Here is a 20,816-nt window from a genome sequence, read left to right as displayed (position 1 = left end):
GTTGGGAGACTTCGTCGCGCGAAACTCCTGTGTCATGTCGGGGAGGCGGAGGGGCGCCACAGCTCCGCGTTGCTCGGTGCGCCGGGGTCGCGCCGTCCGAGGCACTCGCCGTTCCGCGACACGACGCAGGAGATCCCGTTCTGCGGTCGCCTATCTGACCCTCTGGACGACCTAGCCGACCGCACGTCCTGCGTGGTGTCGCAGGAGGGGACGGATGCCGACGTCCCCGGCCGACCCGGCGTCAACCGTTCGCGTGCCGGTCGAGGAACGCGAACACCTCGGCGTCGTCGACCCCGGGGAACATGCCGCGGGGGAGCGGCGAGAACATGTGCCGGTGCACGCGCGCGCTCGGCCATGCCTTGCCCTGCCAGCGCTCGGCCGCCTCGGTGTCGGGGCGCCGGCAGCACGACTCGTCGGGGCAGTGCGACACGCCCCGCGTCGAGGTCTCGCGTCCGCGGAACCACCGCGCGTCGTCGAACGGCACGCCCACGGTGATCGAGAAGTCGCCGTCGCTGGTGGTGCCCGTCTGGGTCGAGCACCAGAAGGTGCCGGCCGGGGTGTCGGTGTACTGGTAGTGCTCGGTGGTGCGGTTGTGCTCGTCGAACGCCGACCGCGCCGAGAACTTCTTGCACACGACCTGGCCCTCGACGGAGCCCGTGACGTCGGTGGGCAACGGCAGTCCGTCGTTCTCGTACACGCGCGAGATCGCGCCGTCGCCGTCGACGCGCAAGAAGTGCAGATGGATGCCGAGGTGCGTCGTCATCAGATTGGTCATGCGCATCGCGGCCGCCTCGTGGGTCACCCCGAAGGCGTCGCGGAAGTCCTCCACAGCGAGGTTGCGGTCTTTCTTCGCCTGCGCGAGGAAGGCGACCGAACTCGTCTCGGGCATGAGGCAGCTCGCGGCGAAGTAGTTGATTTCGAGGCGCTGCTGCAGGAAATCGGCGTAGTCGGTGGGTGGGCGGTGTCCGAGCAGGCGGTGCGCCATCGCCTGCAGGGCCATCGAGCGCAGGCCGTGGCCGCCCGGAATCGAGGCCGGCGGCAGGTAGATGCGCCCGTTTTCGAGGTCGGTGACCGAGCGGGCCGAGTGCGGCAGGTCGCTGACGTAGAGCAGCTCGAAGCCGAGCTGCTCGGCCATGATGCTCACCGTGCGGTGCGTGAGGGCGCCGGTCGAGTGCCCGGCGGCCTTGAGCTGCTTCTCGGCGAGGCGCTCGATCTCGGGCAGGTGGTTGGCGATCTCGCGCATGCGCAGGCGCAGCTCGGTGTTGGCGCGGCGGGCTTCTTCGGGGCTGGCGATCGTGGCGCGTTCGCGGCGCTGCAGTTCGCGGTGCAGACCGAGCACGGCCTCGATCGTGTCGTCGCTCGTGCCCTTGGTGACCTTGACCGGTGGGATGCCGAGTTGACGGAAGAACGGGGAGGTCTGGGCCTTCTCGAGCTCGATCTCGAGCGCCGCCCGCCGGTTCGGGGGTTCGCGCGAGAGCAGCTCGGTGACCTCGGTCTCGGTCGCGCGTGCGATCTCCTGCAGCAGCGAGAGCTTGGGTTCGCGCTTGCCGTTCTCGATGAGGCTCAGCTGGCTGCCGGCCACTCCGACCAGGGCACCGAGCTCGTCGAGGGTGTAGCCCCGCGCGAGGCGATGGTGCCGGATGCGATGACCCAGGGTCGTGAGTTCGAAGGTGGACGCCATTCCTTGACCATAGCGAAAGAATGCCGTTTCTTACAGGTCGAAATCTCTATAAGACCGTGCTCTGCACCCGCACCATGGAGGAACGACACCGATATTCGCTCTCAACCGAGGAGAACGACATGGCACTCGCCGACTTCCTGGCCCCCCGCTCCACCGGCCGCGCCGCTGCGGCCCCCACCGCCCCCGCCCGTTCCGGCTACGGCGTTCGCCCGGCCGTCGACGGTCCCGGCCTCGCCGCCCTCACCGCCTGGGTCGACCAGGTCGCCGCCCTCACCCAGCCCGACCGCATCCACTGGGTCGACGGCTCGGCGGCCGAGAACGACGCCCTCCTCCGCGAGATGGTCGACGAGGGCAAGCTCATCAAGCTCAACCCCGAGTGGCGCCCCGGCTCGTACCTCGCCCGCTCGCACCCCGGCGACGTCGCCCGTCTCGAGTCACGCACCTACATCGCCTCGAACCGCGAAGAAGACGCCGGTCCCACGAACAACTGGATCGCTCCCGCCGAAATCCGCGAGACGCTGAACGGCGTCTTCGAGGGCTCGATGCGCGGTCGCACCATGTACGTCGTGCCGTTCTCGATGGGCGCGGTCGGCGGGCCCCTGAGCCACATCGGCGTGCAGATCACCGACAGCGCCTACGCCGTGGCATCCATCGGCGTGATGACCCGCGTCGGTACCTCGGTCACGCAGCAGATCGCCAACGGAGCGCCGTGGGTCAAGACCGTCCACTCGGTCGGTGCGCCCCTCGCCCCGGGCGAGCACGACGTCGCGTGGCCCTGCAACGACGAGAAGTACATCGTGCACTTCCCCGACACCCTCGAGGTCTGGTCGTTCGGCTCGGGCTACGGCGGCAACGCGATCCTCGCGAAGAAGTGCTTCGCGCTGCGCATCGCCTCGGTCATCGGCCGCGACGAGGGCTGGCTCGCCGAGCACATGCTGCTCATCCGCGTGATCGACCCGAAGGGCAAGGCGTACCACGTGGCCGCCGCGTTCCCCTCGGCCTGCGGCAAGACCAATCTCGCGATGCTCCGTCCCACGATCCCCGGCTGGCGCGTCGAGACGCTCGGCGACGACATCACGTGGATCCGCCCGGGTGAAGACGGACGCCTCTGGGCCATCAACCCCGAGGCCGGCTTCTTCGGCGTCGCCCCCGGAACCGGCGAGTCGACCAACGTCACCGCGATCGAGACGCTGTGGGGCAACACGATCTTCACCAACGTCGCGCTGCGCCCCGACGGCGACGTCTGGTGGGAGGGTCTGACCGATGAGGCGCCCCCGCACCTCACCGACTGGGAGGGCAAGGCGTGGACGCCCGCGTCGGGCCGCCCCGCTGCGCACCCCAACTCGCGCTTCACCGTCGGCGCCGCGCAGTGCCCGCAGATCGCCGAGGACTGGGAGGCCCCCGAGGGCGTCCCCCTCGACGTCATCCTGTTCGGCGGCCGCCGCGCGACCAACGTGCCGCTGGTCGTCGAGGCGACCGACTGGTCGCACGGCGTGTTCATCGGCTCGACGGTCTCGAGCGAGAAGACCGCCGCGCAGGAGGGCACCGTCGGCGAGCTGCGCCGCGACCCCTTCGCGATGCTGCCCTTCTGCGGCTACAACATGGGCGACTACTTCGGCCACTGGCTGAAGGTCGGTCAGAAGCTCCGCTTCGACCGCGCTCCGCGCATCTTCCAGGTCAACTGGTTCCGCAAGGGCGACGACGGCCGGTTCCTCTGGCCCGGCTTCGGCGACAACGCCCGCGTGATCGACTGGATCATCCGCCGCGTCGACGGACAGGTGGACGCCGTGGACAGCCCGATCGGCCGCCTGCCCAAGGTCGAAGACCTCGAGCTGTCGGGTCTCGACCTGCCCGCCGCCGACCTCGAGGAGCTGTTCTCGATCGACCGCGCGTCGTGGCTCGCCGAGGCCGATCTGACCGAGGAGTTCTACGACACCTTCGGTTCGCACCTGCCGGCCGCCCTGCGCGCCGAGCTCGCTGCGCTGCGCTACCGCCTGCAGCGCGCCTGAGACCGGCTCGCCCTCCGCGCCGTTTCGCGCGGACTGGGCGAGCCCTCGAATCGACGCCCCTCCCGTTCTTGGCGCGCGGGAGGGGCGTCGGTGTTTCGTCCGCTCAGGATGCCGCCGGCGACTTCTCCTTCTCGCCGGGGCTGTTGGGCGTCCAGCCGTACCAGCCGTCGGCCGTGGCGATCACCGACCATGCCCCGCACGCGAAGACGCGATCCTTCGCGTACACGTCGGGGGCGTCGTCGATGTGCACGGTCGGGGCCGACTGACGCTCCATCTCGACGCAGGTCGCCGTATCGAGGGGCGAGCCGCTCCGCGCCAGAGCGGTGGCGACCTCGCCGTCGCGCTTGGTCTTCACGACGATTCCGGTCGCGTCGGCGGGCAGCCACGGCACCGTGGTGTCGGCCCGGGCGGCGACGTCGGCGGCGTCGGTGTACTCCGTGGTGACCTCTTGCGACAGCGCCTGTTCGATGCCGGTGCAGCCGGCGAGCGAGAGGGTGAGGGCCCCGCCCGCGGCCACGGCCAGGGCGAACAGGAGCGGTGAGGTGCGGTGCGATGTCATGGTTCGATCGTGGCCGGGTGAGATCGCCGGGTCGTCGTCCCCGGGGATGACGACCGTCCCTCTCGAGACGCATTTCACCCCGCCGCCCGTGCAGCGTCATCCCCGGGATGTACGACGAGACGACGTCAGGCCGATGCCGCCGGGCGGGGGAGATTCGTAGCGTCGGAGTCATGCAGCAGAATCCTTCCGACACCGCGCCGATGGCCGCGCGAGTGCAGAACCTCACGAAGACCTTCGGTACCGGAGAGTCGCGCGTCCACGCGCTCGACGACGTCACGATCGGCCTCCGCCGCGGCGAGTTCACCGCGATCATGGGACCGTCCGGCTCGGGCAAGTCCACCCTCATGCACGTCATGGCGGGACTGGATGCCGCGACCTCGGGCCGCGCGTTCATCGGCGACACCGAGATCACCGGGCTCAGCGACCTCGACCTGACCGTCCTGCGCCGCTCGCGCGTCGGGTTCGTCTTCCAGTCGTTCAATCTCGTGCCGACGCTCGACGTGCTCGGCAACATCACCCTGCCGTTCGAGCTGGCCGGTCGGTCTCCCTCGCCCGAGGCCCGCCGCCGTATCGACGCGCTCGTCGAGTCGATGGGACTGGGCGGCCGTCTGCGCCACCGCCCGCACGAGCTCTCGGGCGGCCAGCAGCAGCGGGTCGCCATCGCGCGGGCCCTGGCGACGCAGCCCGACCTGATCTTCGCCGACGAGCCCACCGGCAACCTCGACTCCCGCACCGGCCGCGAGGTGCTGGCTCTGCTGGTCGCGGCGAGCCGGGAGCACGGGCAGTCGATCGCGATGGTGACGCACGACCCGGTCGCCGCCTCGCACGCCGACCGGGTGATCTTCCTCGGCGACGGCCGCGTCGTGGCCGACACCCCGCGCCAGAGCGCCGAGGCGATCTCGGCCTACATGCTCTCGTCCGAGGTCGGAGCGTGAGCGCCGTCGCCGAGCGGCCCGTCGGTACGCCGCGCCCCCGCCGCCTGCCGCGCGCCCTGCCGCGCGCGGAACGCGGTCTCGGCGCGTCGGTGCTGGTCGCCGCCATCTCGAGCGGCTTCGGCACGCTGCTCATCGCCGCGACGGGGTTCATCGGCGCGTGGTTGCTGGCGGCGCCCTACCTTGCGGGTCGCGAGAGCGTCGTCGCGGTCGTGGCGATCCTCAGCGCGCTGCTGGTCGGCGTGGCGATGTTCGTTGCGGCGATCGTCACCACCAACACCTTCGCGACGATCGTCGCCGGCCGGACGCGGCAGATCGCTCTGATGCGCCTGATCGGGGCCTCGGCTCGGTCGGAGCGCGTGCGGGTCGCGCGGCAGGGTCTCGTGGTGGGGGCCATCGGAGCGGTCGTGGGGCTGATCGGCGGAACCGTGGTCGCGGCCGCGCTGCTGTCGGTGGCGCGCACCGCGTGGGGGATCGATGTCGACTACGCCCTTCTGCAGCCGGTGCTGGTCGCTCCCGCCGTGATCGTGACCCTCACGACGTGGGCCGCCGCCTGGGCCGGTTCGCGCCGGGTGCTCGAGGTGACGCCCCTGCAGGCGATCTCGGGGGCGACCGAGCGCAACCGGAGCGAGGCCGTCGGCGGTCGCGGTCGCCGCATCGTCGCGGGAATCCTCTTCTTCGGCGGCACGCTGGTGCTCGCCGCAGGGATCGCCCTGGGCCTTCTCTCACCCCTCGGCGTCGTCGTGGCGTTCGTGGGCGGAATCTTCTCGTTCACGGGGCTGAGCCTCGGCGCGACCGTGGTCATGCCGTCTCTGCTCCGCGTGACCGGACGTCTCTTCGGCCGCTCGGCCGAGGCCCGCCTGGCGGCCGAGAACGCGCTGCGCTACCCCGAGCGCTCGAGCCGCATGGCGATCGGCGTCGTGATGGGAGTCACACTCGTGACGATGTTCGCGGTCGCCTCGCAGTCGGCCCGCGACCTTCTCATCCGATCGGGCGGCGGCGAACCGCCGGAGGAACTTCTCGCGCTCATGGACACCTTCGCCACGATCATGATGTCGCTCGTCGCCGTGTCGGCCGTCATCGCCGCCGTCGGTCTGGTGAACCTGCTCACCCTCGGGGTGATCCAGCGCCGCCGAGAGCTCGGTCTGCTGCGCACGCTCGGCTTCGCCGCCCCGCAGATCCGGCGCATGGTGCTGCTCGAGGCCGCGCACCTCACCGTGACCTCGGTGGCTCTCGGGCTCGTGCTCGGAGTGATCTACGGCTGGGCGGGAGCGCAGTCGCTGCTCGGTTCGGTCGGCGTCCCGCCGGAGTTCTCGTCGCCGACGTTCCTGCTGCCGAGCATCCCGTGGGTGACCGTGGGGATCGTCGCGGTGGCCACCGCGCTGCTCACCGCCGTCGCCGCCGTCGCTCCCACGCGGCTGGCCACGGCGGTGTCGCCGATCGACGCCCTCGCGGGCGACTGATCCGCCGCGCCGGTCCCTGACCGCACCAGGGGTCGGTCATCGCGGCGGCCCGGGCCCATGCGATCGCGAGACTGCCTCCGGCTGACATCTCGGCGTCAGGCTGCAACGGGCTTGTCAGCGAGATGCAGTCTCGCGTTCGGAGCGAGGCACGCGCCCGCCCCGGGCCCACCGCCCGCCGCGCCGCTCAGACGAGCAGCTGGTGCTTCGCGAGATCGCGGTAGAGGGGAGTGGATGCCACGAGCTCGCTGTGCGTGCCCCGACCCACGACCCGGCCCTTGTCGAGCACCACGATGAGGTCGCTGTCGACGACCGTCGAGAGGCGGTGCGCGATGACGAGCAGGGTGCGGTCGGTGGCGACGGCGTCGATCGCCTCGCGCATGCGCTGCTCGTTGACGCCGTCGAGCGACGAGGTCGATTCGTCGAGCAGCAGCACCGGGGGAGCGGCCAGCAGCGCGCGGGCGATCGCGAGGCGCTGGCGTTCTCCGCCCGAGAGCATGACGCCGTCTTCGCCCACCGGAGCGTCGACACCGAGCGGGCTGCGCTCGAGCACGTCTCCGAGGTTGACCGCGCGCAGCACCCGCTCGCAGTCGGCGTCGGATGCCGCCGGCGAGGCCAGTCGCAGGTTGTCGGCGATCGTGCCGGCCAGGGTCGGCGCATCCTGCTCGACGTAGCCGAAGCGGGCGCGCAGGTCGTCGCGGGAGAGGTCGCGCGCGTCGACGCCGTCGACGAGAATCGCCCCGCCGGTCGGGTCGTAGAAGCGCTCGATGAGGGCGAGGATCGTGCTCTTGCCCGCGCCCGAGGGGCCGACGAGGGCGACGCGCGACCCGCGCGGCACCTCGAACGACACCCCGCGCAGCACGTCGCGGTCGTCCTCGACCTCGGCGGCCGTCTCGTCGGCCGCGCGCTCGAGGTGCGCCTGCTCGAGCACCGAGCGGGCCTCGGCGGCGGCGGCCTCGCGCGCCTTCACGACGTTGTCGGGATAGCGGAAGTGCACGTCGCGGAACGTCAGGGCCGCGGCATCCGGAACCGCCGCAGGCGACGAGGGACGGTCGGCGTCGTCTTCGAGGGGGAGGTCGAGCACCTCTTGGATGCGCCCCAGCGCGCCCAGCGCCTGATTGACCGAGGTGATGGCACCGATCGCCGAGGCCAGGGGCTGCACGAGCAGGAAGAGAAAGATCACGAAGGTGACGAGCGAGGCGACGTCGATGGCGCCGGAGGCCACGCGGTACCCGCCGACGCCGAGCACGACCAGCAGCGACACCTGCAAGGCGACGAAGGCGATCGGCACGATGAGCGCCGACACCCGCGCGATGCGCACGCCCGCGGCATAGGCGGCCGTGGCGTTCTCGGTCACCGCGGCGAGCTCGCGCTCGGTCGCGCCCGACGCGCGGATGGTGCGGATCGAGCCGACGGCGCGCTCGACGCCCGACGACAGTTCGCCGACCTTTGCCTGCTGATCGGCGGATGCCGCGCGGATCCGCGTGCTCAGCAGCACGACCACCGCGAGCGAAGCGCCCACGACCACCACGATGAGCCCCAGCAGCAGCGGGTCGATGAAGGCCATCGCGATGACCGCGCCGACGAGGATGAGGGCGTTGCCCACGGCATCCGCGAAGCCCTGCGTGAGCACCGCGTACAGCAGGGTCGTGTCGGTGCCCACGCGCGAGACGAGATCGCCCGTGCGACGCGCGTCGAACTCGCTGATGGGCAGGCGCAGGATGCGCGCGATGAGCCGCCGCCGGCTCGAGAAGACCACCGCGGTGCCGGTGCGCTGCAGCAGGTAGTGCTGGAAGCCCGAGATGACCGACGACAGCATGACGAAGCCCACCAGCAGCCACACCAGGGAGCCGAGGGGGACGCTGGCCTGCACGCGCGAGATGACCTCGCCGACGAGCAGCGGCTGCGCGAGCGTCGCGGCGGCGCCGAGCACGCTGAGAACGGCGACCACGACGAGCGTGCGCTTGTGCTCGAGCAGGAACGGGACCAGCTGACGGAACGACGCGCGCGGGCCTTCGGGCGCGCGGCGGCCGCGCCGACCACGCGCGGGAGCGGGAAACGACATGCTCACCTCGGGAAAGGAATGGGGTGCTTCGACCGTACCCCGCACCACCGACACCGCCGGTCCGTCCGCTCGACGGCGTGCGAAACCGCTCAGCCCTCTCGGAACGACGGATGCCACGAGGCCTGGGCCCCGTGGCATCCGGTGTCTGATGCGAACGCGTGGTTACGGCGCGGTCGCTCCGGCGGCGATGTTGTCGTCGTAGTCGACGTCCTTCGTCTCGGGCGAGAGCACCAGGGCGATCAGCGTCAGCACGCCCATGACCGAGAGGTACACGCCCACGAGCCACGGGTTGCCGTCGCCGGCGGCCCACAGCGCGACCGCGACGATCGGCGCGAGGGCCGCGCCCAGGATCGACGAGACGTTGTACGAGATCGCCGACCCGGTGTAGCGAGTGTTGGTCGGGAACAGTTCCGGCAGCACCGCGCCCATCGGGCCGAAGGTCGCCCCCATGAGCAGGAAGCCCAGCACCAGGAAGGCCTGCACCAGCGCTCCGGTGAACTTCGGATCGGCCGCGGGCAGCAGGAACACCGAGAACAGCAGACCGAACACGATGATCGCGATGGTCACGCCGATGAGCAGGCGCTTACGGCCGATCGCGTCGGCGACAGGGCCGGAGAGCATCGTGAAGACGCCGAAGAACACCACGCCGATGATCTGCATGATCACGAAGTCGGTGTAGCCGAACCCGAGGCCGGGCACGTAGGCGGCGGCGTCGAACGCGGTGCCGGCCTTCTCGGCCGCGGCGGCGGCTCCCTCGGCGGTGGGCTTGGTGCCGTACGACAGCGTGAAGCTCGTCATCAGGTAGAAGAGCACGTAGGTCGCCAGCATGATGAACGTGCCGAGGATCAGCTGCTTCCAGTTGCGGCGGAGCACCTCGCCCAGCGGGAACTTGCGGATCGCGCCGCTCTTCTCGGCCTTCGCGAACGACTCGCTCTCGACGAGCTTGAGGCGCACGTAGAGGCCGACGATGACCATGATCGCCGAGAACAGGAACGGCACGCGCCAGCCCCAGGTGAGGAACTCGGCGGAGCGCTGAGCGGTGCCGTCGGGGTGCGGCAGCGCGAAGTTGATCACGAGGAACACCGTGTTGGCGATGATGAAGCCGATCGGGGCGCCCAGCTGCGGGAACGTGCCGAACAGGGCGCGTTTGCCCTTCGGGGCGTTCTCGGTGGCGACCAGCGCCGCGCCCGACCACTCGCCGCCGAGGGCGAAGCCCTGCGCGAGACGCATGATCAGCAGCAGCACCGCGGCCCAGACGCCGATCTCGTTGAAGGTCGGCAGGCAGCCGATGAGGAAGGTCGCGACACCCATCGTGAGAAGGGATGCCACGAGGGTGGCCTTGCGACCGAAACGGTCGCCGAAGTGGCCGAACACGACGGCACCGAGGGGGCGCGCGACCATCGCGGCGCCGAAGACGCTGAACGACAGCAGCAGCGAGGTGGTCTCGTTGCCGGTGGGGAAGAAGAGCACCGGGAACACGAGCACGGCCGCCGTGGCGTACGCGTAGAAGTCGTAGAACTCGATCGTGGTGCCGATGAGGCTCGCGGTGATGACGCGCGAACGCGGGTTGGCCGGTGCGGCCGGGGTCGAGCGAGTGGAGGGGGATGACGTGGTCATGACTGCCTGACGGGAAGGGTCTTCGTTCGCGTCCGGGGTGGGGCGCAGCGGTGGTGCGCAACGATCACGGGGGTGGTGGTGAGAGAGCGCACGGGCGGAGGCACCGGCGACGTCCCCGAGTGAGGGGCGTCTAGACCCTCCAGTCTATGCGCGCGCTGAGCGCGCCCGTGTCCGCGTCGGTCAGCGCCAGATGACGGCGAGACCGGCGTTGAGCAGGGCCAGGATGCCGATGGGCCAGAAGATCGCCGGAGACAGCGACCCGGTGCGCTTCTGTCGGGCCGAGCCGATGCCCAGCAGTGCGCCGATGATGAGCAGCACGACGAGCTTCACGCCGATCTTGGCGTAGTTGAGGTCGTGGTCGAGGCCCCACGGCGCCGAGAGCGCGAGGCCGGTCACGAGGGAGATGACCAGCGCGTAGTTCATCAGCGGGGTCACGCGGATGCGGCGGGCGACGGCCTCGACGACCCACGCGCCGAAGAGGATGGCGAAACCGACGAGGTGGACCAGGACGACGACGTTCCGCAGGATCTCCATGCCCGTCAGGGTAGGGATGCCGCAGCCTTGTCGCCAGCAAGGCGGGCCTCACAGCGCGCGTGGCCCCTTGAGCCCCGCGAGCGGTCCCTGAGCTTGTCGAAGGGCCGCCCCCGGCCCGCGGGCCCCGGTGGCTTCGACAGGCTCAGCCACCTCCCGTGCGGCCCCGTCCCGCGAGCGGTCCCTGAGCTTGTCGAAGGGCCGCCCCGACCCGCGGGCCCCGGTGGCTTCGACAGGCTCAGCCACCTCCCTTCGGCCCCGACCTCGCGCGGTCCCTGAGCTTGTCGAAGGGCCGCCCCCGGACCCGCGGACGTCCGGTGGCTTCGACAGGCTCAGCCACCTCGCTTCGGCCCTGAGCCCGCGCGCGGTCCCTGAGCTTGTCGAAGGGCCGCCCCCGACCCGCGGGCCCCCGGTGGCTTCGACAGGCTCAGCCACCTCTCTCCGCCCCGGGCCCGCGAACGCGAACGGGCCCGGCGACCGCAGAGGTCGCCGGGCCCGTCGTGAAGAACGCGTCAGCCGCGCAGGTCGCGCAGAACGAGGGCGGTGCGGATCGCGGCATCCGCGGCCTCTTCGCCCTTGTCTTCCTTGGAGCCCTCGAGGCCCGCGCGGTCGAGGCCCTGCTGCTCGTCGTCCAGCGTGAGCACGCCGAAGCCGACGGGCTTGCCGGCGTCGAGGGCCACGCGGGTCAGACCGTCGGTGGCCGCCGACGACACGAACTCGAAGTGCGGCGTGCCGCCCCGGATGATCACGCCCAGGGCCACCACGGCATCCGCCCCGCCCTCGAAGGCCGCGCGGGCGGCGACGGGCAGCTCGAACGAGCCGGGGACCCGCACGACGCGGTAGGTCGCGCCGGTCGCGTCGAGCACGCGCTTCGCGCCCGCGATCAGACCGTTCGTGATGACCTCGTGCCACGTTCCCGCGACCACGACGACGTTCAGACCCGACGCGTCGACGCCGCCGGTCTCGGGTGCTCCACTGCCGGCCATCAGGCGCTCTCTTCCTTCATGTGCGCGAGGGCGTCGCGCAGGTCGTCCTCGGCGATGATGTGACCCATGCGGTCGCGCTTCGTCTCGAGGTACTGGTGGTTGTTCGGCCCGACGCCCACGAGCAGCGGAACCTGCTCGACGACGTCGAGGCCGAAGGCGCGCAGCTGCGCGACCTTGTCGGTGTTGTTCGTCAGCAGGCGCACCTTCTCGACGCCGAGGTCGGTCAGGATGCCGGCGGCGGCGGCGTAGTCGCGCGCGTCGGCGGGCAGGCCGAGGGCGAGGTTGGCGTCGACGGTGTCCATGCCGCGCTCCTGCAGGTTGTAGGCGCGCAGCTTGTTGATCAGGCCGATGCCGCGACCCTCGTGTCCGCGCATGTAGATCACGATGCCGCCGTCGCGGTCGATCGTGTCGAGGGCCGCCTCGAGCTGCGGACCGCACTCGCACTTGAGCGAACCGAAGGCTTCACCCGTCAGGCACTCGGAGTGCACCCGCACGAGCGGGGCTTCGTCGGACAGGTCGCCCGACACGACGGCGAGGTGGTCGGTGCCGGTGATGCGGTCCTTGTACGCGAGGAAGCGGAAGGTGCCGTGCGAGGTGGGCACGTTCGACTCGGCGCGCAGGCTCACCCGACGGCGGGCGGGGGCGGTCGCGGGCAGCGGGTCGGTCTCGTTGAGGTAGCCGATGAGCTGCTCGATCGTGATGACCGGGATGCCGTCGCGCTCGCCGAGCTCGAACAGTCCGGGCAGACGCATCATGCTGCCATCTTCGGCGACGACCTCGGCGATCGCGCCGACGGGCTCGAGTCCCGCGAGGCGCATGAGGTCGACCGCGGCCTCGGTGTGGCCCGCGCGCTCGCGCACGCCGCCGTCGACGGCGCGCAGCGGCAGCACGTGGCCGGGGCGGATGAGGCTGGTCGGAACCGACGCGGGGTCGGACAGCACGTTGAGGGTGCGCGCGCGGTCGGCGGCGCTGATGCCGGTGGTGACCCCGGATGCCGCGTCGACGCTGACCGTGTACGCGGTGCCGCGGGCGTCCTGGTTGACCTCGACCATGGGAGGCAGGTCGAGGCGGTCGGCCCACTCGCCGGGCATGGGGGCGCAGACGTACCCGCTGGACCACCGCACGGTCCAGGCGAGCCACTCGGGGGTCGCGAGCTGCGCCGAGATGATGACGTCGCCCTCGTTCTCGCGGTTCTCGTCGTCGGCGACCAGGATCGGTCGACCCTGACGCAGGGCCTCCAGGGCCTCGGGGATGGTGGACAGGCTCATCGGGAGCCCCTCTCGGTCTGTGCGGCGGTCGCCGCGGGATTCTCTGTCGTGCGGAAGGCGAGCATGCGCTGGACATGACGGGCCAGGATGTCGGTCTCGAGGTTCACGGGCGTGCCGGCTTCGGCGCGGCCGAGGGTCGTGGCCTCGAGCGTTTCGGGGATCAGCGAGACCTCGAGCCACGGCTCGGGCTCGGAGGCTTCGCTCACGGCACTGACGGTGAGCGAGACGCCGTCGATCGCGATCGACCCCTTGTCGACCACGAGCGGGGCGAGGTGGGCCGGGATGCCGACGCGCACGACGCTCCACTGCGCGCCGGGTCGCACCTCGCGCACCACGCCGGTGCCGTCGATGTGGCCCTGCACGATGTGTCCGCCCAGGCGTCCGTGCGCGGCGGTCGCGCGCTCGAGGTTGACCGGGAGGCCCGGGGTGACGCCCGCGAGCGTCGACATGTCGAGGGTCTGCTTCATCACGTCGGCGGTGAACCAGTCGTCGCCCTGGTCGACGACGGTGAGGCACACGCCGCTCACCGAGATCGAGTCACCGTGGCCGGCGTCCGACACCGACAGGGGGGCGCGCAGGGTCAGGCGCACGCCGTCGCCCGACGGCTCGACGGCCGTGACGGCGCCGATCTCTTCGACGATTCCGGTGAACATCAGGCGTCTCCTTCGTTCTCGCCCGCGGTCGCGGGCACAGTCTCGGGGCTTCGGGGCCCGGCCGCGGCCAGGCGGGCGACGATCAGCAGGTCGTCGCCGAGGGGGGTGACGGATGCCACCGTCAGGCGCTTCGCCGCGTCGATGCTCGGCACGCCCACATCACCCAGAGCGAGGCGCGGACCGCCCAGCAGCACGGGGGCGACGTAGACGAGCAGTTCGTCGGCGAAGCCCCCGCGCACGAACGCGCTCGCCAGCGTCGGCCCGCCCTCGACGAACACGCGCTGCACGCCCTGCTCGGCGAGGTCGGCGAGCACCGCGTGCAGGTCGTGCGTCGAATAGAACAGGGGGTCGCGGGGGTGTCGGCGCACCGCGGCATCCGGAGCCGTCTCGCTCTCGCCGATGATCACGGGCATCGGCTGCTGCTCGAGCAGCGTTCCGTCGTCCGCTCGCGCGGTCAGCGCGGGGTCGTCGGAGCGCACGGTGCCCGTGCCGGCGACGATCGCGTCGGCCTGCGCACGGCGCGCATGCACGTCGCGTCGGGCGGTGGGTCCGGTGATCCACTGGCTCGTGCCGTCGTCGGCGGCAGCGCGACCGTCGAGGCTCTGCGCCCATTTGACCGTGACATGCGGGCGGCCGGTGCGCTGCAGGTGCGTCCAGTCGGAGACGAGTGCCTCGGCGGCATCCGCCTCGGGTCCCGACTCGACGTCGACGCCGGCTGCGCGCAGGCGATCGGCTCCGCCGGCCGCGGCGTCGGTGGGGTCGTCGAGTGCGTAGACCACGCGCGCGATACCCGCCTCGATGAGCGCGACGGCGCAGGGGCCGGTGCGACCGGTGTGGTTGCACGGCTCGAGGGTCACGACGGCGGTGGCGCCGCGGGCCGCGCCGGGGGCGAGTTGCGAGAGCGCGTCGACCTCGGCGTGGGCGGTGCCGGCTCCGCGGTGGAAGCCTTCGGCGAGGATCTCGCCCTCGGGCGAGAGGATCACGGCACCGACCTGCGGGTTGAGCCCGCGCGGGCCGCGCCGGGCGAGCTGCAGCGCTCGCCGCATGGCGTCGATCTCGACGGCGGATGCCATTTCCCTGTCCTTCCCGCGGAATCGGGGCAGGGCCAGCGGGAAGGCGCGTCGCGCCATCCGTGCTGCCTCCTATCCGGACTAGCGAGGGCTGACCCTCGCATCACCGTCGGTCCCGGAATTCCACCGGATCGGCCCCACCGCGTGAGCGGAGGGGTTCGCGGACTATCACCGCCGGTTCGGATTCTCACCGACCCCGGAGCACGTTTTTGCTCTTCGGAGTCTACTCAACGCCGCTCGGGCGGTTTCATTCCCCGTCACGCGGCGACGTTTCGTGGTACTCCCGTGACCGCTGGCCATCGGAGGCTCGCCGCCGTCGGAGGCGCTTCTCGTCGTGATCGGCGACGCATCGCGGGTGGCTTCACCCCTCTGCCGCGCACCCCCTGCCCTGCGGACGACCGCGCTCGGCCGACCAGGATCGACCGACATCCGAGAGGGAGACATGTCGCAGAACCCGAACGCAGACCACGGAGACCTGGCAACCCGTCGACAGCTGATGGCGGGCGCGATGTGGGCGGTCCCGGCCGTCTCGGTCATGGTCGCGTCGCCCGCTTTCGCGGCTTCGACATCGCGCGTGCGGTTCGGGAGCACGGCGTACACGACGACGCTCGAGCAGAACGTTCTCGTCAGTCTGCATGTCGACGACGTGGACACGAGGGGGGTCAGCGCGGCGCTCGTCTACAGCGCCGGCTTACGGGGACCCGCCACCGTCGTGATCGCAGGGGGCGTCGCGTCCTTCTTCGTGCGTGCGGGTTCGACGGGCGAGGGGTGGATCACCGCGGCCAGCGCCATCGGGACGACCACCGCCTCGGTTCTCGCCGGAACTCCCACGATCGACGACCTGCGACAGCGGTGGCGACTGACGGCCGTCGGCGAGTCCCTCGACGGCGACCACTTCGACGAGAACGTCGTCAACGCCGCGGCCGGCGAACTCGGTGTCGCGAGCTATCGCGCGGGGCTGTGGGCCAGGTCGATGCTGCTCTCGTCGTCGAGTCTCTGGGCGGATCTTCCACTCGGAACCAACTCCGCCAACCTCACGTCGACCGCGAACAGGCTGGAGGCAATCGGCATCTCGTCACGGACGTCGGGCAGCGCCCTCCGGGGCGACGAGTCGGTATCGACACGAATCGCGGCGGGAGTTCTCCGCTTCATCGAGATCGCCTACCAACCCGGAGCGGTCGAATACGGCAACTGGTACGACTGGGCGATCGGCGCGCCCCAGAGGCTTCTGAGCGCGGCGATCTTCGCGCACGGGTCGTTGACGCCCGCGCAGGTGACCCAGATCGTCGATGCCGTCGGTGGTCACGTGTCCGACGCGAGCATCGCGCTCGCAACGGCCGCCAACACGTCCGACATGCTCGTCAGTCGCGTGCTCTCCGGTGTCCTGTCCGGGGATCCTGCGTTGATCTCGGTGGGCATGGCGGCGGTCCCGAAGGTGATCGACACCGTGTGGAAGGGTGACGGGTTCTACGCTGACGGATCTTTCGTGCAGCACACCCGCGTGGCCTACACGGGCACCTACGGAGCCGAACTGCTGCGCGGAGTGGCTCTGATGGCCGGACTGACCGCCGGGACCTCGTGGGCGCTCTCGGCGACGGACCTATCCCGCATGGTGCAGCACGTGGAAGGCGGGGTGCTGCCCCTGCTCATCGCGAGCATCGTGCCCGACGCCGTCTCGGGGAGGGCGTGCGCATGGAGCGGCACGAGCGACAACACGCGCGGCCGTCACCTGGTCGCCCAGCTCGTGCGCCTCAGCGACGTCGTGCCGACGTCGGTTCGGGCCTCATGGCGCGCGCGTTTCGCAGACTTCTTCTCGCGCTCCCAGCCGACCCCGATCACGGCGATGCGGCAAGACGAGTACAGCGTCGTCTCCGACGTCCTTCGAGACCTGTCGATCGTCCCCAGCGTCGCTGCATCGTCACGGTCGTTCACGATGATGAGCCGGGCGGTGCTGCGGGCGAACACATGGGGCGCCGCAATCGCCATGTCGTCCACCCGTACCTCGTACTACGAGTACGGAAACAACGCCAACCGTCGGGGGTGGCACACCGGCGTCGGCATGGTCGGGTGGTGGGGCGTGGATGGTCTCGGAGCGACGCAGTTCGCCGACGACTACTGGCCCACGGTCGATCCGTACGCCCATCCCGGAATCACGGTGAGTCGAAAACCCGTCCCCGACGGATTCGGCGGCGACTTCGCGAACACCCGGCCGAGCAACGCGTGGGCGGGCGGCGCGCTCTGCGAGAACGCTGCGGCGATCGGAACGATCGCGAAGCCGATGAACTCGACCCTCGCCGCAAAGAAGTCGTGGTTCTTCGCCGAGGATGTCCTCGTCTGTCTCGGGAGTGACATCTCCTCCGCCGACGGCTACCCGGTCGCGACCGTCGTCGACAACCGCAATCTGGGTGCCGAAGGGGAGTGCATCTTCACTGTCGACGATGAGCGGATGCCATTCCCGCTCGGCACCCAGAAGCGTCTCACCGGGCCCGCCTGGATCCATCTCGACGGCACCGGCGGATACGTCCTGCTGCAGCAGGGTCTCGTCGATGTCGCGTGGGAAGAACGGTCGGGGCGCTGGTCGGATATCGCCTTCGGGGGCACCACCCCGGTGACGACTCGACGGTACGCGCGAGTGTCGATCGATCACGGCGTGGATCCGACGTCGGGTTCTTACGAGTACGTCATGCTGCCCGGTGCGAGCCTCGTCGAGACGCGGGATTTCGCGGAGACCATCGACGCGAGGATCGTTACCCTCGCCCAGGGCCCAGACGCTCATGCCGTGAGGTTCGCGCAGTCGGGCCTCGTCACCGCGAACGTGTGGGCCGCGGGCGGGCCGATAGCCGGAGTGTCCGTGACGCAGCCGGTCTCGTTCGTCTTCGCTCGCTCGGCGACTCAGCCCTGGCTCGCCCTCGCCGATCCGCAGGTGACGCTGACCTCGGTGGAGGTGACGATCGCGAGAGCGGGAACCTACGTCGGACAGGATCGTCGTGTCACCGTGCTCGAGAGCGGCGACAGAGTGCGCCTGCGCGTCGACCTCTCCGGCTCGGGCGGGGCGAGCGTCGTGCTTCCCCTGCGATGGGCGGGTGAAGAGCCGGGCGATAACGTCACTTGAGCAGCCGCGACAGCCGGCGGTCGGCGAGCAGCTTGCCGCCGGTCTGGCAGGTGGGGCAGTACTCGAGGGAGTTGTCGGCGAAGAACACGCTGCGCACCTCGTCGCCGCAGACGGGGCACGCCTCGCCGCGTCGCCCGTGCACGCGCATGCCGCGGCGTTTGGCATCCTTCAACTCGGCCGGCGGTTTGCCGCGGGCCGCCTCGATCGCCTCGGCCAGCGTCGTCGTCATCGCGCCGTAGAGGTGGTCGACCTCGGCGCCCGACAGATTCGCCGCCAGCGCGTACGGCGACATCTTGGTCGCGTGCAGGATCTCGTCGGAGTAGGCGTTGCCGACCCCCGCGATGATCGACTGGTCGCGCAGCACACCCTTGATCTGCGTGCGACGGCCCTCGAGCAGCGAGCCGAACGTCGCGCGGTCGAAGCCCTCGCTCAGCGGATCGGGACCCAGCCGCGCGATGCCCGGCACCTCGGCGGGGGAGCGCACGGCGTACACCGCGAGCGACTTCTTGGTGCCGGCCTCGGTGAGGTCGAACCCCGATCCGTCGTCGAAACCGACCCGCAGTGCGATGGGCGTCTTGCCGGGCTTGATGATCGTCGCGGGCAGCGCGTCGTACCACCGCAGCCACCCCGCCTTGGCGAGGTGGAACACCAGGTGCACGCCCGCGTCGGTCGAGACGTCGACGAACTTGCCGTGGCGATCGACACCCGTCACGTGGGCCCCGACCAGCGCGGTGAGCGGCGGGTCGTAGGTCTTCAGCGCGTTGATGGCCGACACGGTGGCCTTGTCGACGCGCAGCCCTGTCACGCGCCCGCGCAGGTATTCAACGAGCCCCTCGACCTCTGGCATCTCCGGCATGCGGCCATGCTGCCACGGACCTCCGACATCGGCGCAGGCCCTTGCCCCCGGCCTACAGCACGGGCCAGGGTTGCGGGTCGCGGTCGTCGGAGCGCAGCAGCCCGCCCACCCACATGTCGGAGCGCCCCAGCGAGTTCGCGCCCGCCTGCCGCAGCAGCCCCTCGTAGCGGAACCCCACCGCCCGCGCCACGCGCGCCGACCCGAGATTGCCCACGACCGCACGCCACTCGATGCGCTGCACCGCCGGCCGTTCGGTGGCGAAGCCCCAGTCGACCACGGCCCGCGCCGCCTCGGTGGCCAGCCCCTGACCGCGCACGCTCGACGAGACCCAGTAGCCGACCTCGGGACCACCCGACGGCAGTTTGGCCAGGCCCACCATGCCGACCAGTCGCCCCTCGAAGCGGATCGCCCACGTCGCTTCCGACCCCTCGGCCCACCACGTTCGCGTCAGTTCGACGAACGTCTCGGCGTCGGCCGGCAGGAAGGGCGACGGCACCGTCGTGAACCGCTGGATCGCGGCATCCTGACACTCCGCGTGGATCGCCGCGACGTCGCTCTCGCGCGGCGCCGACAGCTCGAGGCGGGCGGTGCGCAGGATCTCCGGTTCCATGCGGCCACGCTACCGGCGGCGGCGGGCCCGTCCGCGGCACAGCTCCGCCGGGGCACCCGCACCTCGGCGCCGTGCTGCGGCACAACGCAGGACTATCCGCCCGTTCCGCGCCCTCACACGCCAAACGTCGCGAGTTACCCGAGGAGATCCTGCGTTGTGGCCGGCACGGCGCACAGGCGGGCCTGCCCCGCTCGGCGAGGGACCGGTGGCCGATCCAGGGCGGCGAGAGCCTCGGTGGACACAACGCAGGACGTGCACTGTGAGGAACGGCAATGACATCGGCATCGTTGGGCACGCGGGGCGCTTTTCCTGCGCTGTGGCGAGGCTTCTCCCCATCGGTGCCGCTGCCTGAGTTGTCCCCGCTCGAGCCGGATTCTCTGATCGCTGCGGCAGGATCCGTCCACTGTGTGTCGGATGACCTCACCTTCGATTCCGGGTTTCGCACCCGGTCATACGCTGACCTTTGCAGACGTTCGTGCAACAGGGGCCACCCGGGCCGAGGTGCGCTCGGCGCTGGCCGAGGGGGTGCTGGTGCGCGCCCGTCGGAACGTCTACCTCGATGGGTCAGCGCCGCAAGCCGTTCGGGAGGCGCAGCGTGTCGGCGGCCGACTTGACTGCGTGTCCGCCATCGCTGAAGCGGGCATCTTCGTTCTCGACAAGAACGGTCTGCACGTCCAGGTCGAGCCGGAGCGTTCGCGGCTGAGGTCGCCCCATTCCCGCGGGACTCGACTGTCCGCTACTCAGGGAGTAGTCGTCCACTGGCGCGCGTGCGCTGCGGGCAGCCTCCACACGGTTCCGATCGTCGAGGCCCTTGCGGCTGCGGTTCGTTGTCAGCCTCCTCGCGCCGCGATTGCGACACTCGACAGCGCCTTGTTCACCGGTGCGATCGACGCGGATGGCCTTGCGGAGGTGTTCGAGCTCCTCTCGGCTCGATATCAGGTGCTTCGACCCCTCACCGATGCTCGCGCGGAGGCGGGTTCGGAAACGATCGCCCGCCTTCTCCTGCGCGGAAACGGCTTCGACGTTCGAGTTCAGGTGCAGATCGACGGAGTCGGACGAGTCGACCTCGTGGTCGATGACTGGATCGTCGTCGAGTGCGACAGTCGCGCGCATCATGGTGGGTGGGAGGCGCAGGAGCGTGACCGAGTGCGCGATCTGCGCTTGGCCGAGCGCGGTTACGTGGTTCTGCGTCCCTCCGCGCGGCTGATCTTTTCCGAGCCGGAGATCCTCGCGCGCGCCGTTGCCGGTCTTCGGCAGCACCCCGCTCGATTCAGTGGGTGACAGTGGTGGGTGCCCGCTGACACAACGCAGGAGGACAGGGCTCCAGTAGCCGCAGACGCGATGTGAGCTCCACCCAGAGCGCCAATCTCCTGCGATGGGTCTCGATGACGTGCGGATCCGGCTCCA

At 70.7% G+C, this 20,816-nt stretch carries 16 protein-coding genes; 5 read left to right on the top strand and 11 right to left on the bottom strand.

Annotation, left to right across the window (positions count from 1 at the left end; all coding sequences use genetic code 11):
• Positions 1 to 241: 241 nt before the first annotated feature.
• Positions 242 to 1,681 (bottom strand): helix-turn-helix transcriptional regulator, encoded by a 1,440-nt coding sequence (locus tag ABXS86_RS06635; RefSeq protein ID WP_307209568.1) that lies wholly within the window; start codon positions 1,679 to 1,681, stop codon positions 242 to 244.
• Positions 1,682 to 1,800: 119 nt separating this feature from the next.
• On the opposite strand from ABXS86_RS06635, the gene ABXS86_RS06630 reads away from it, so the two are divergent.
• The gene (locus ABXS86_RS06630; protein ID WP_353666008.1) at positions 1,801 to 3,690 is read left to right on the top strand and encodes a phosphoenolpyruvate carboxykinase (GTP); all 1,890 of its coding nucleotides are present in this window, start codon (positions 1,801 to 1,803) and stop codon (positions 3,688 to 3,690) included.
• Positions 3,691 to 3,793: 103 nt separating this feature from the next.
• Here ABXS86_RS06630 and ABXS86_RS06625 read toward each other — a convergent pair whose 3' ends face one another.
• On the bottom strand, positions 3,794 to 4,249 hold the full coding sequence (locus ABXS86_RS06625) for a hypothetical protein (RefSeq protein WP_353666007.1): 456 nt from the start codon (positions 4,247 to 4,249) through the stop codon (positions 3,794 to 3,796).
• A 170-nt stretch (positions 4,250 to 4,419) separates the two neighbouring features.
• Here ABXS86_RS06625 and ABXS86_RS06620 point away from each other — a divergent pair, with 170 nt between their 5' ends.
• Both ABXS86_RS06620 and ABXS86_RS06615 read left to right on the top strand, forming a co-directional pair.
• Positions 4,420 to 5,184: an ABC transporter ATP-binding protein gene (locus ABXS86_RS06620; protein WP_353666006.1), complete on the top strand. Its 765-nt coding sequence runs from the start codon at positions 4,420 to 4,422 to the stop codon at positions 5,182 to 5,184.
• Entirely contained in the window at positions 5,181 to 6,644 is a 1,464-nt protein-coding gene (locus tag ABXS86_RS06615) for an ABC transporter permease (protein WP_353666005.1), read from the top strand. Before ABXS86_RS06620 ends, ABXS86_RS06615 begins: the two co-directional genes overlap by 4 nt.
• Positions 6,645 to 6,828: 184 nt before the next feature.
• Here the strand turns inward: ABXS86_RS06615 and ABXS86_RS06610 are convergent, their stop codons facing one another.
• The 7 genes from ABXS86_RS06610 to ribD form a co-directional block, all read right to left on the bottom strand.
• The gene (locus ABXS86_RS06610; RefSeq protein ID WP_353666004.1) at positions 6,829 to 8,706 is read right to left on the bottom strand and encodes an ABC transporter ATP-binding protein; all 1,878 of its coding nucleotides are present in this window, start codon (positions 8,704 to 8,706) and stop codon (positions 6,829 to 6,831) included.
• A 162-nt stretch (positions 8,707 to 8,868) separates the two neighbouring features.
• Positions 8,869 to 10,323, bottom strand: a complete 1,455-nt coding sequence (locus ABXS86_RS06605) for an MFS transporter (RefSeq protein ID WP_230704278.1) — start codon at positions 10,321 to 10,323, stop codon at positions 8,869 to 8,871.
• 180 nt (positions 10,324 to 10,503) lie between these two features.
• Positions 10,504 to 10,857 (bottom strand): Fe-S protein, encoded by a 354-nt coding sequence (locus ABXS86_RS06600; RefSeq protein ID WP_144829056.1) that lies wholly within the window; start codon positions 10,855 to 10,857, stop codon positions 10,504 to 10,506.
• Between the two features lie 509 nt (positions 10,858 to 11,366).
• The gene (ribH, locus tag ABXS86_RS06595; RefSeq protein ID WP_251504658.1) at positions 11,367 to 11,840 is read right to left on the bottom strand and encodes a 6,7-dimethyl-8-ribityllumazine synthase; all 474 of its coding nucleotides are present in this window, start codon (positions 11,838 to 11,840) and stop codon (positions 11,367 to 11,369) included.
• The gene (ribA, locus tag ABXS86_RS06590) at positions 11,840 to 13,108 is read right to left on the bottom strand and encodes a GTP cyclohydrolase II (protein WP_307209584.1); all 1,269 of its coding nucleotides are present in this window, start codon (positions 13,106 to 13,108) and stop codon (positions 11,840 to 11,842) included. Before ribA ends, ribH begins: the two co-directional genes overlap by 1 nt.
• A complete protein-coding gene (locus tag ABXS86_RS06585; protein ID WP_307209586.1) occupies positions 13,105 to 13,761 on the bottom strand; it encodes a riboflavin synthase in 657 nt (218 codons plus the stop codon). Before ABXS86_RS06585 ends, ribA begins: the two co-directional genes overlap by 4 nt.
• The gene (ribD, locus tag ABXS86_RS06580) at positions 13,761 to 14,834 is read right to left on the bottom strand and encodes a bifunctional diaminohydroxyphosphoribosylaminopyrimidine deaminase/5-amino-6-(5-phosphoribosylamino)uracil reductase RibD (protein ID WP_353666003.1); all 1,074 of its coding nucleotides are present in this window, start codon (positions 14,832 to 14,834) and stop codon (positions 13,761 to 13,763) included. The genes ABXS86_RS06585 and ribD overlap by 1 nt, the downstream gene beginning before the upstream one ends.
• A 439-nt stretch (positions 14,835 to 15,273) precedes the next feature.
• On the opposite strand from ribD, the gene ABXS86_RS06575 reads away from it, so the two are divergent.
• Complete coding sequence (locus tag ABXS86_RS06575) at positions 15,274 to 17,943, top strand: polysaccharide lyase 8 family protein (RefSeq protein WP_353666002.1); 2,670 nt, start codon at positions 15,274 to 15,276, stop codon at positions 17,941 to 17,943.
• On the opposite strand, the gene ABXS86_RS06570 is transcribed toward ABXS86_RS06575, so the two are convergent.
• Together ABXS86_RS06570 and ABXS86_RS06565 are read right to left on the bottom strand one after the other, a co-directional pair.
• Positions 17,936 to 18,799 (bottom strand): Fpg/Nei family DNA glycosylase, encoded by an 864-nt coding sequence (locus ABXS86_RS06570; protein ID WP_353666001.1) that lies wholly within the window; start codon positions 18,797 to 18,799, stop codon positions 17,936 to 17,938. The two genes, ABXS86_RS06575 and ABXS86_RS06570, sit on opposite strands and share 8 nt — an antisense overlap.
• 52 nt (positions 18,800 to 18,851) lie before the next feature.
• Positions 18,852 to 19,409, bottom strand: coding sequence for a GNAT family N-acetyltransferase (locus ABXS86_RS06565; RefSeq protein ID WP_353666000.1), 558 nt, complete (start codon positions 19,407 to 19,409; stop codon positions 18,852 to 18,854).
• Positions 19,410 to 19,823: 414 nt separating this feature from the next.
• Between ABXS86_RS06565 and ABXS86_RS06560 the strand changes: the two genes are divergently transcribed.
• Positions 19,824 to 20,690 (top strand): endonuclease domain-containing protein, encoded by an 867-nt coding sequence (locus ABXS86_RS06560; protein ID WP_353665999.1) that lies wholly within the window; start codon positions 19,824 to 19,826, stop codon positions 20,688 to 20,690.
• Positions 20,691 to 20,816: the final 126 nt, after the last annotated feature.

The organism is Microbacterium sp. che218 (assembly GCF_040436305.1).
Lineage (GTDB): Bacteria > Actinomycetota > Actinomycetes > Actinomycetales > Microbacteriaceae > Microbacterium > Microbacterium algihabitans.
The sequence above is the reverse complement of the archived record's forward strand: the minus strand, read 5'-3'. Positions and strand labels throughout refer to the sequence as shown.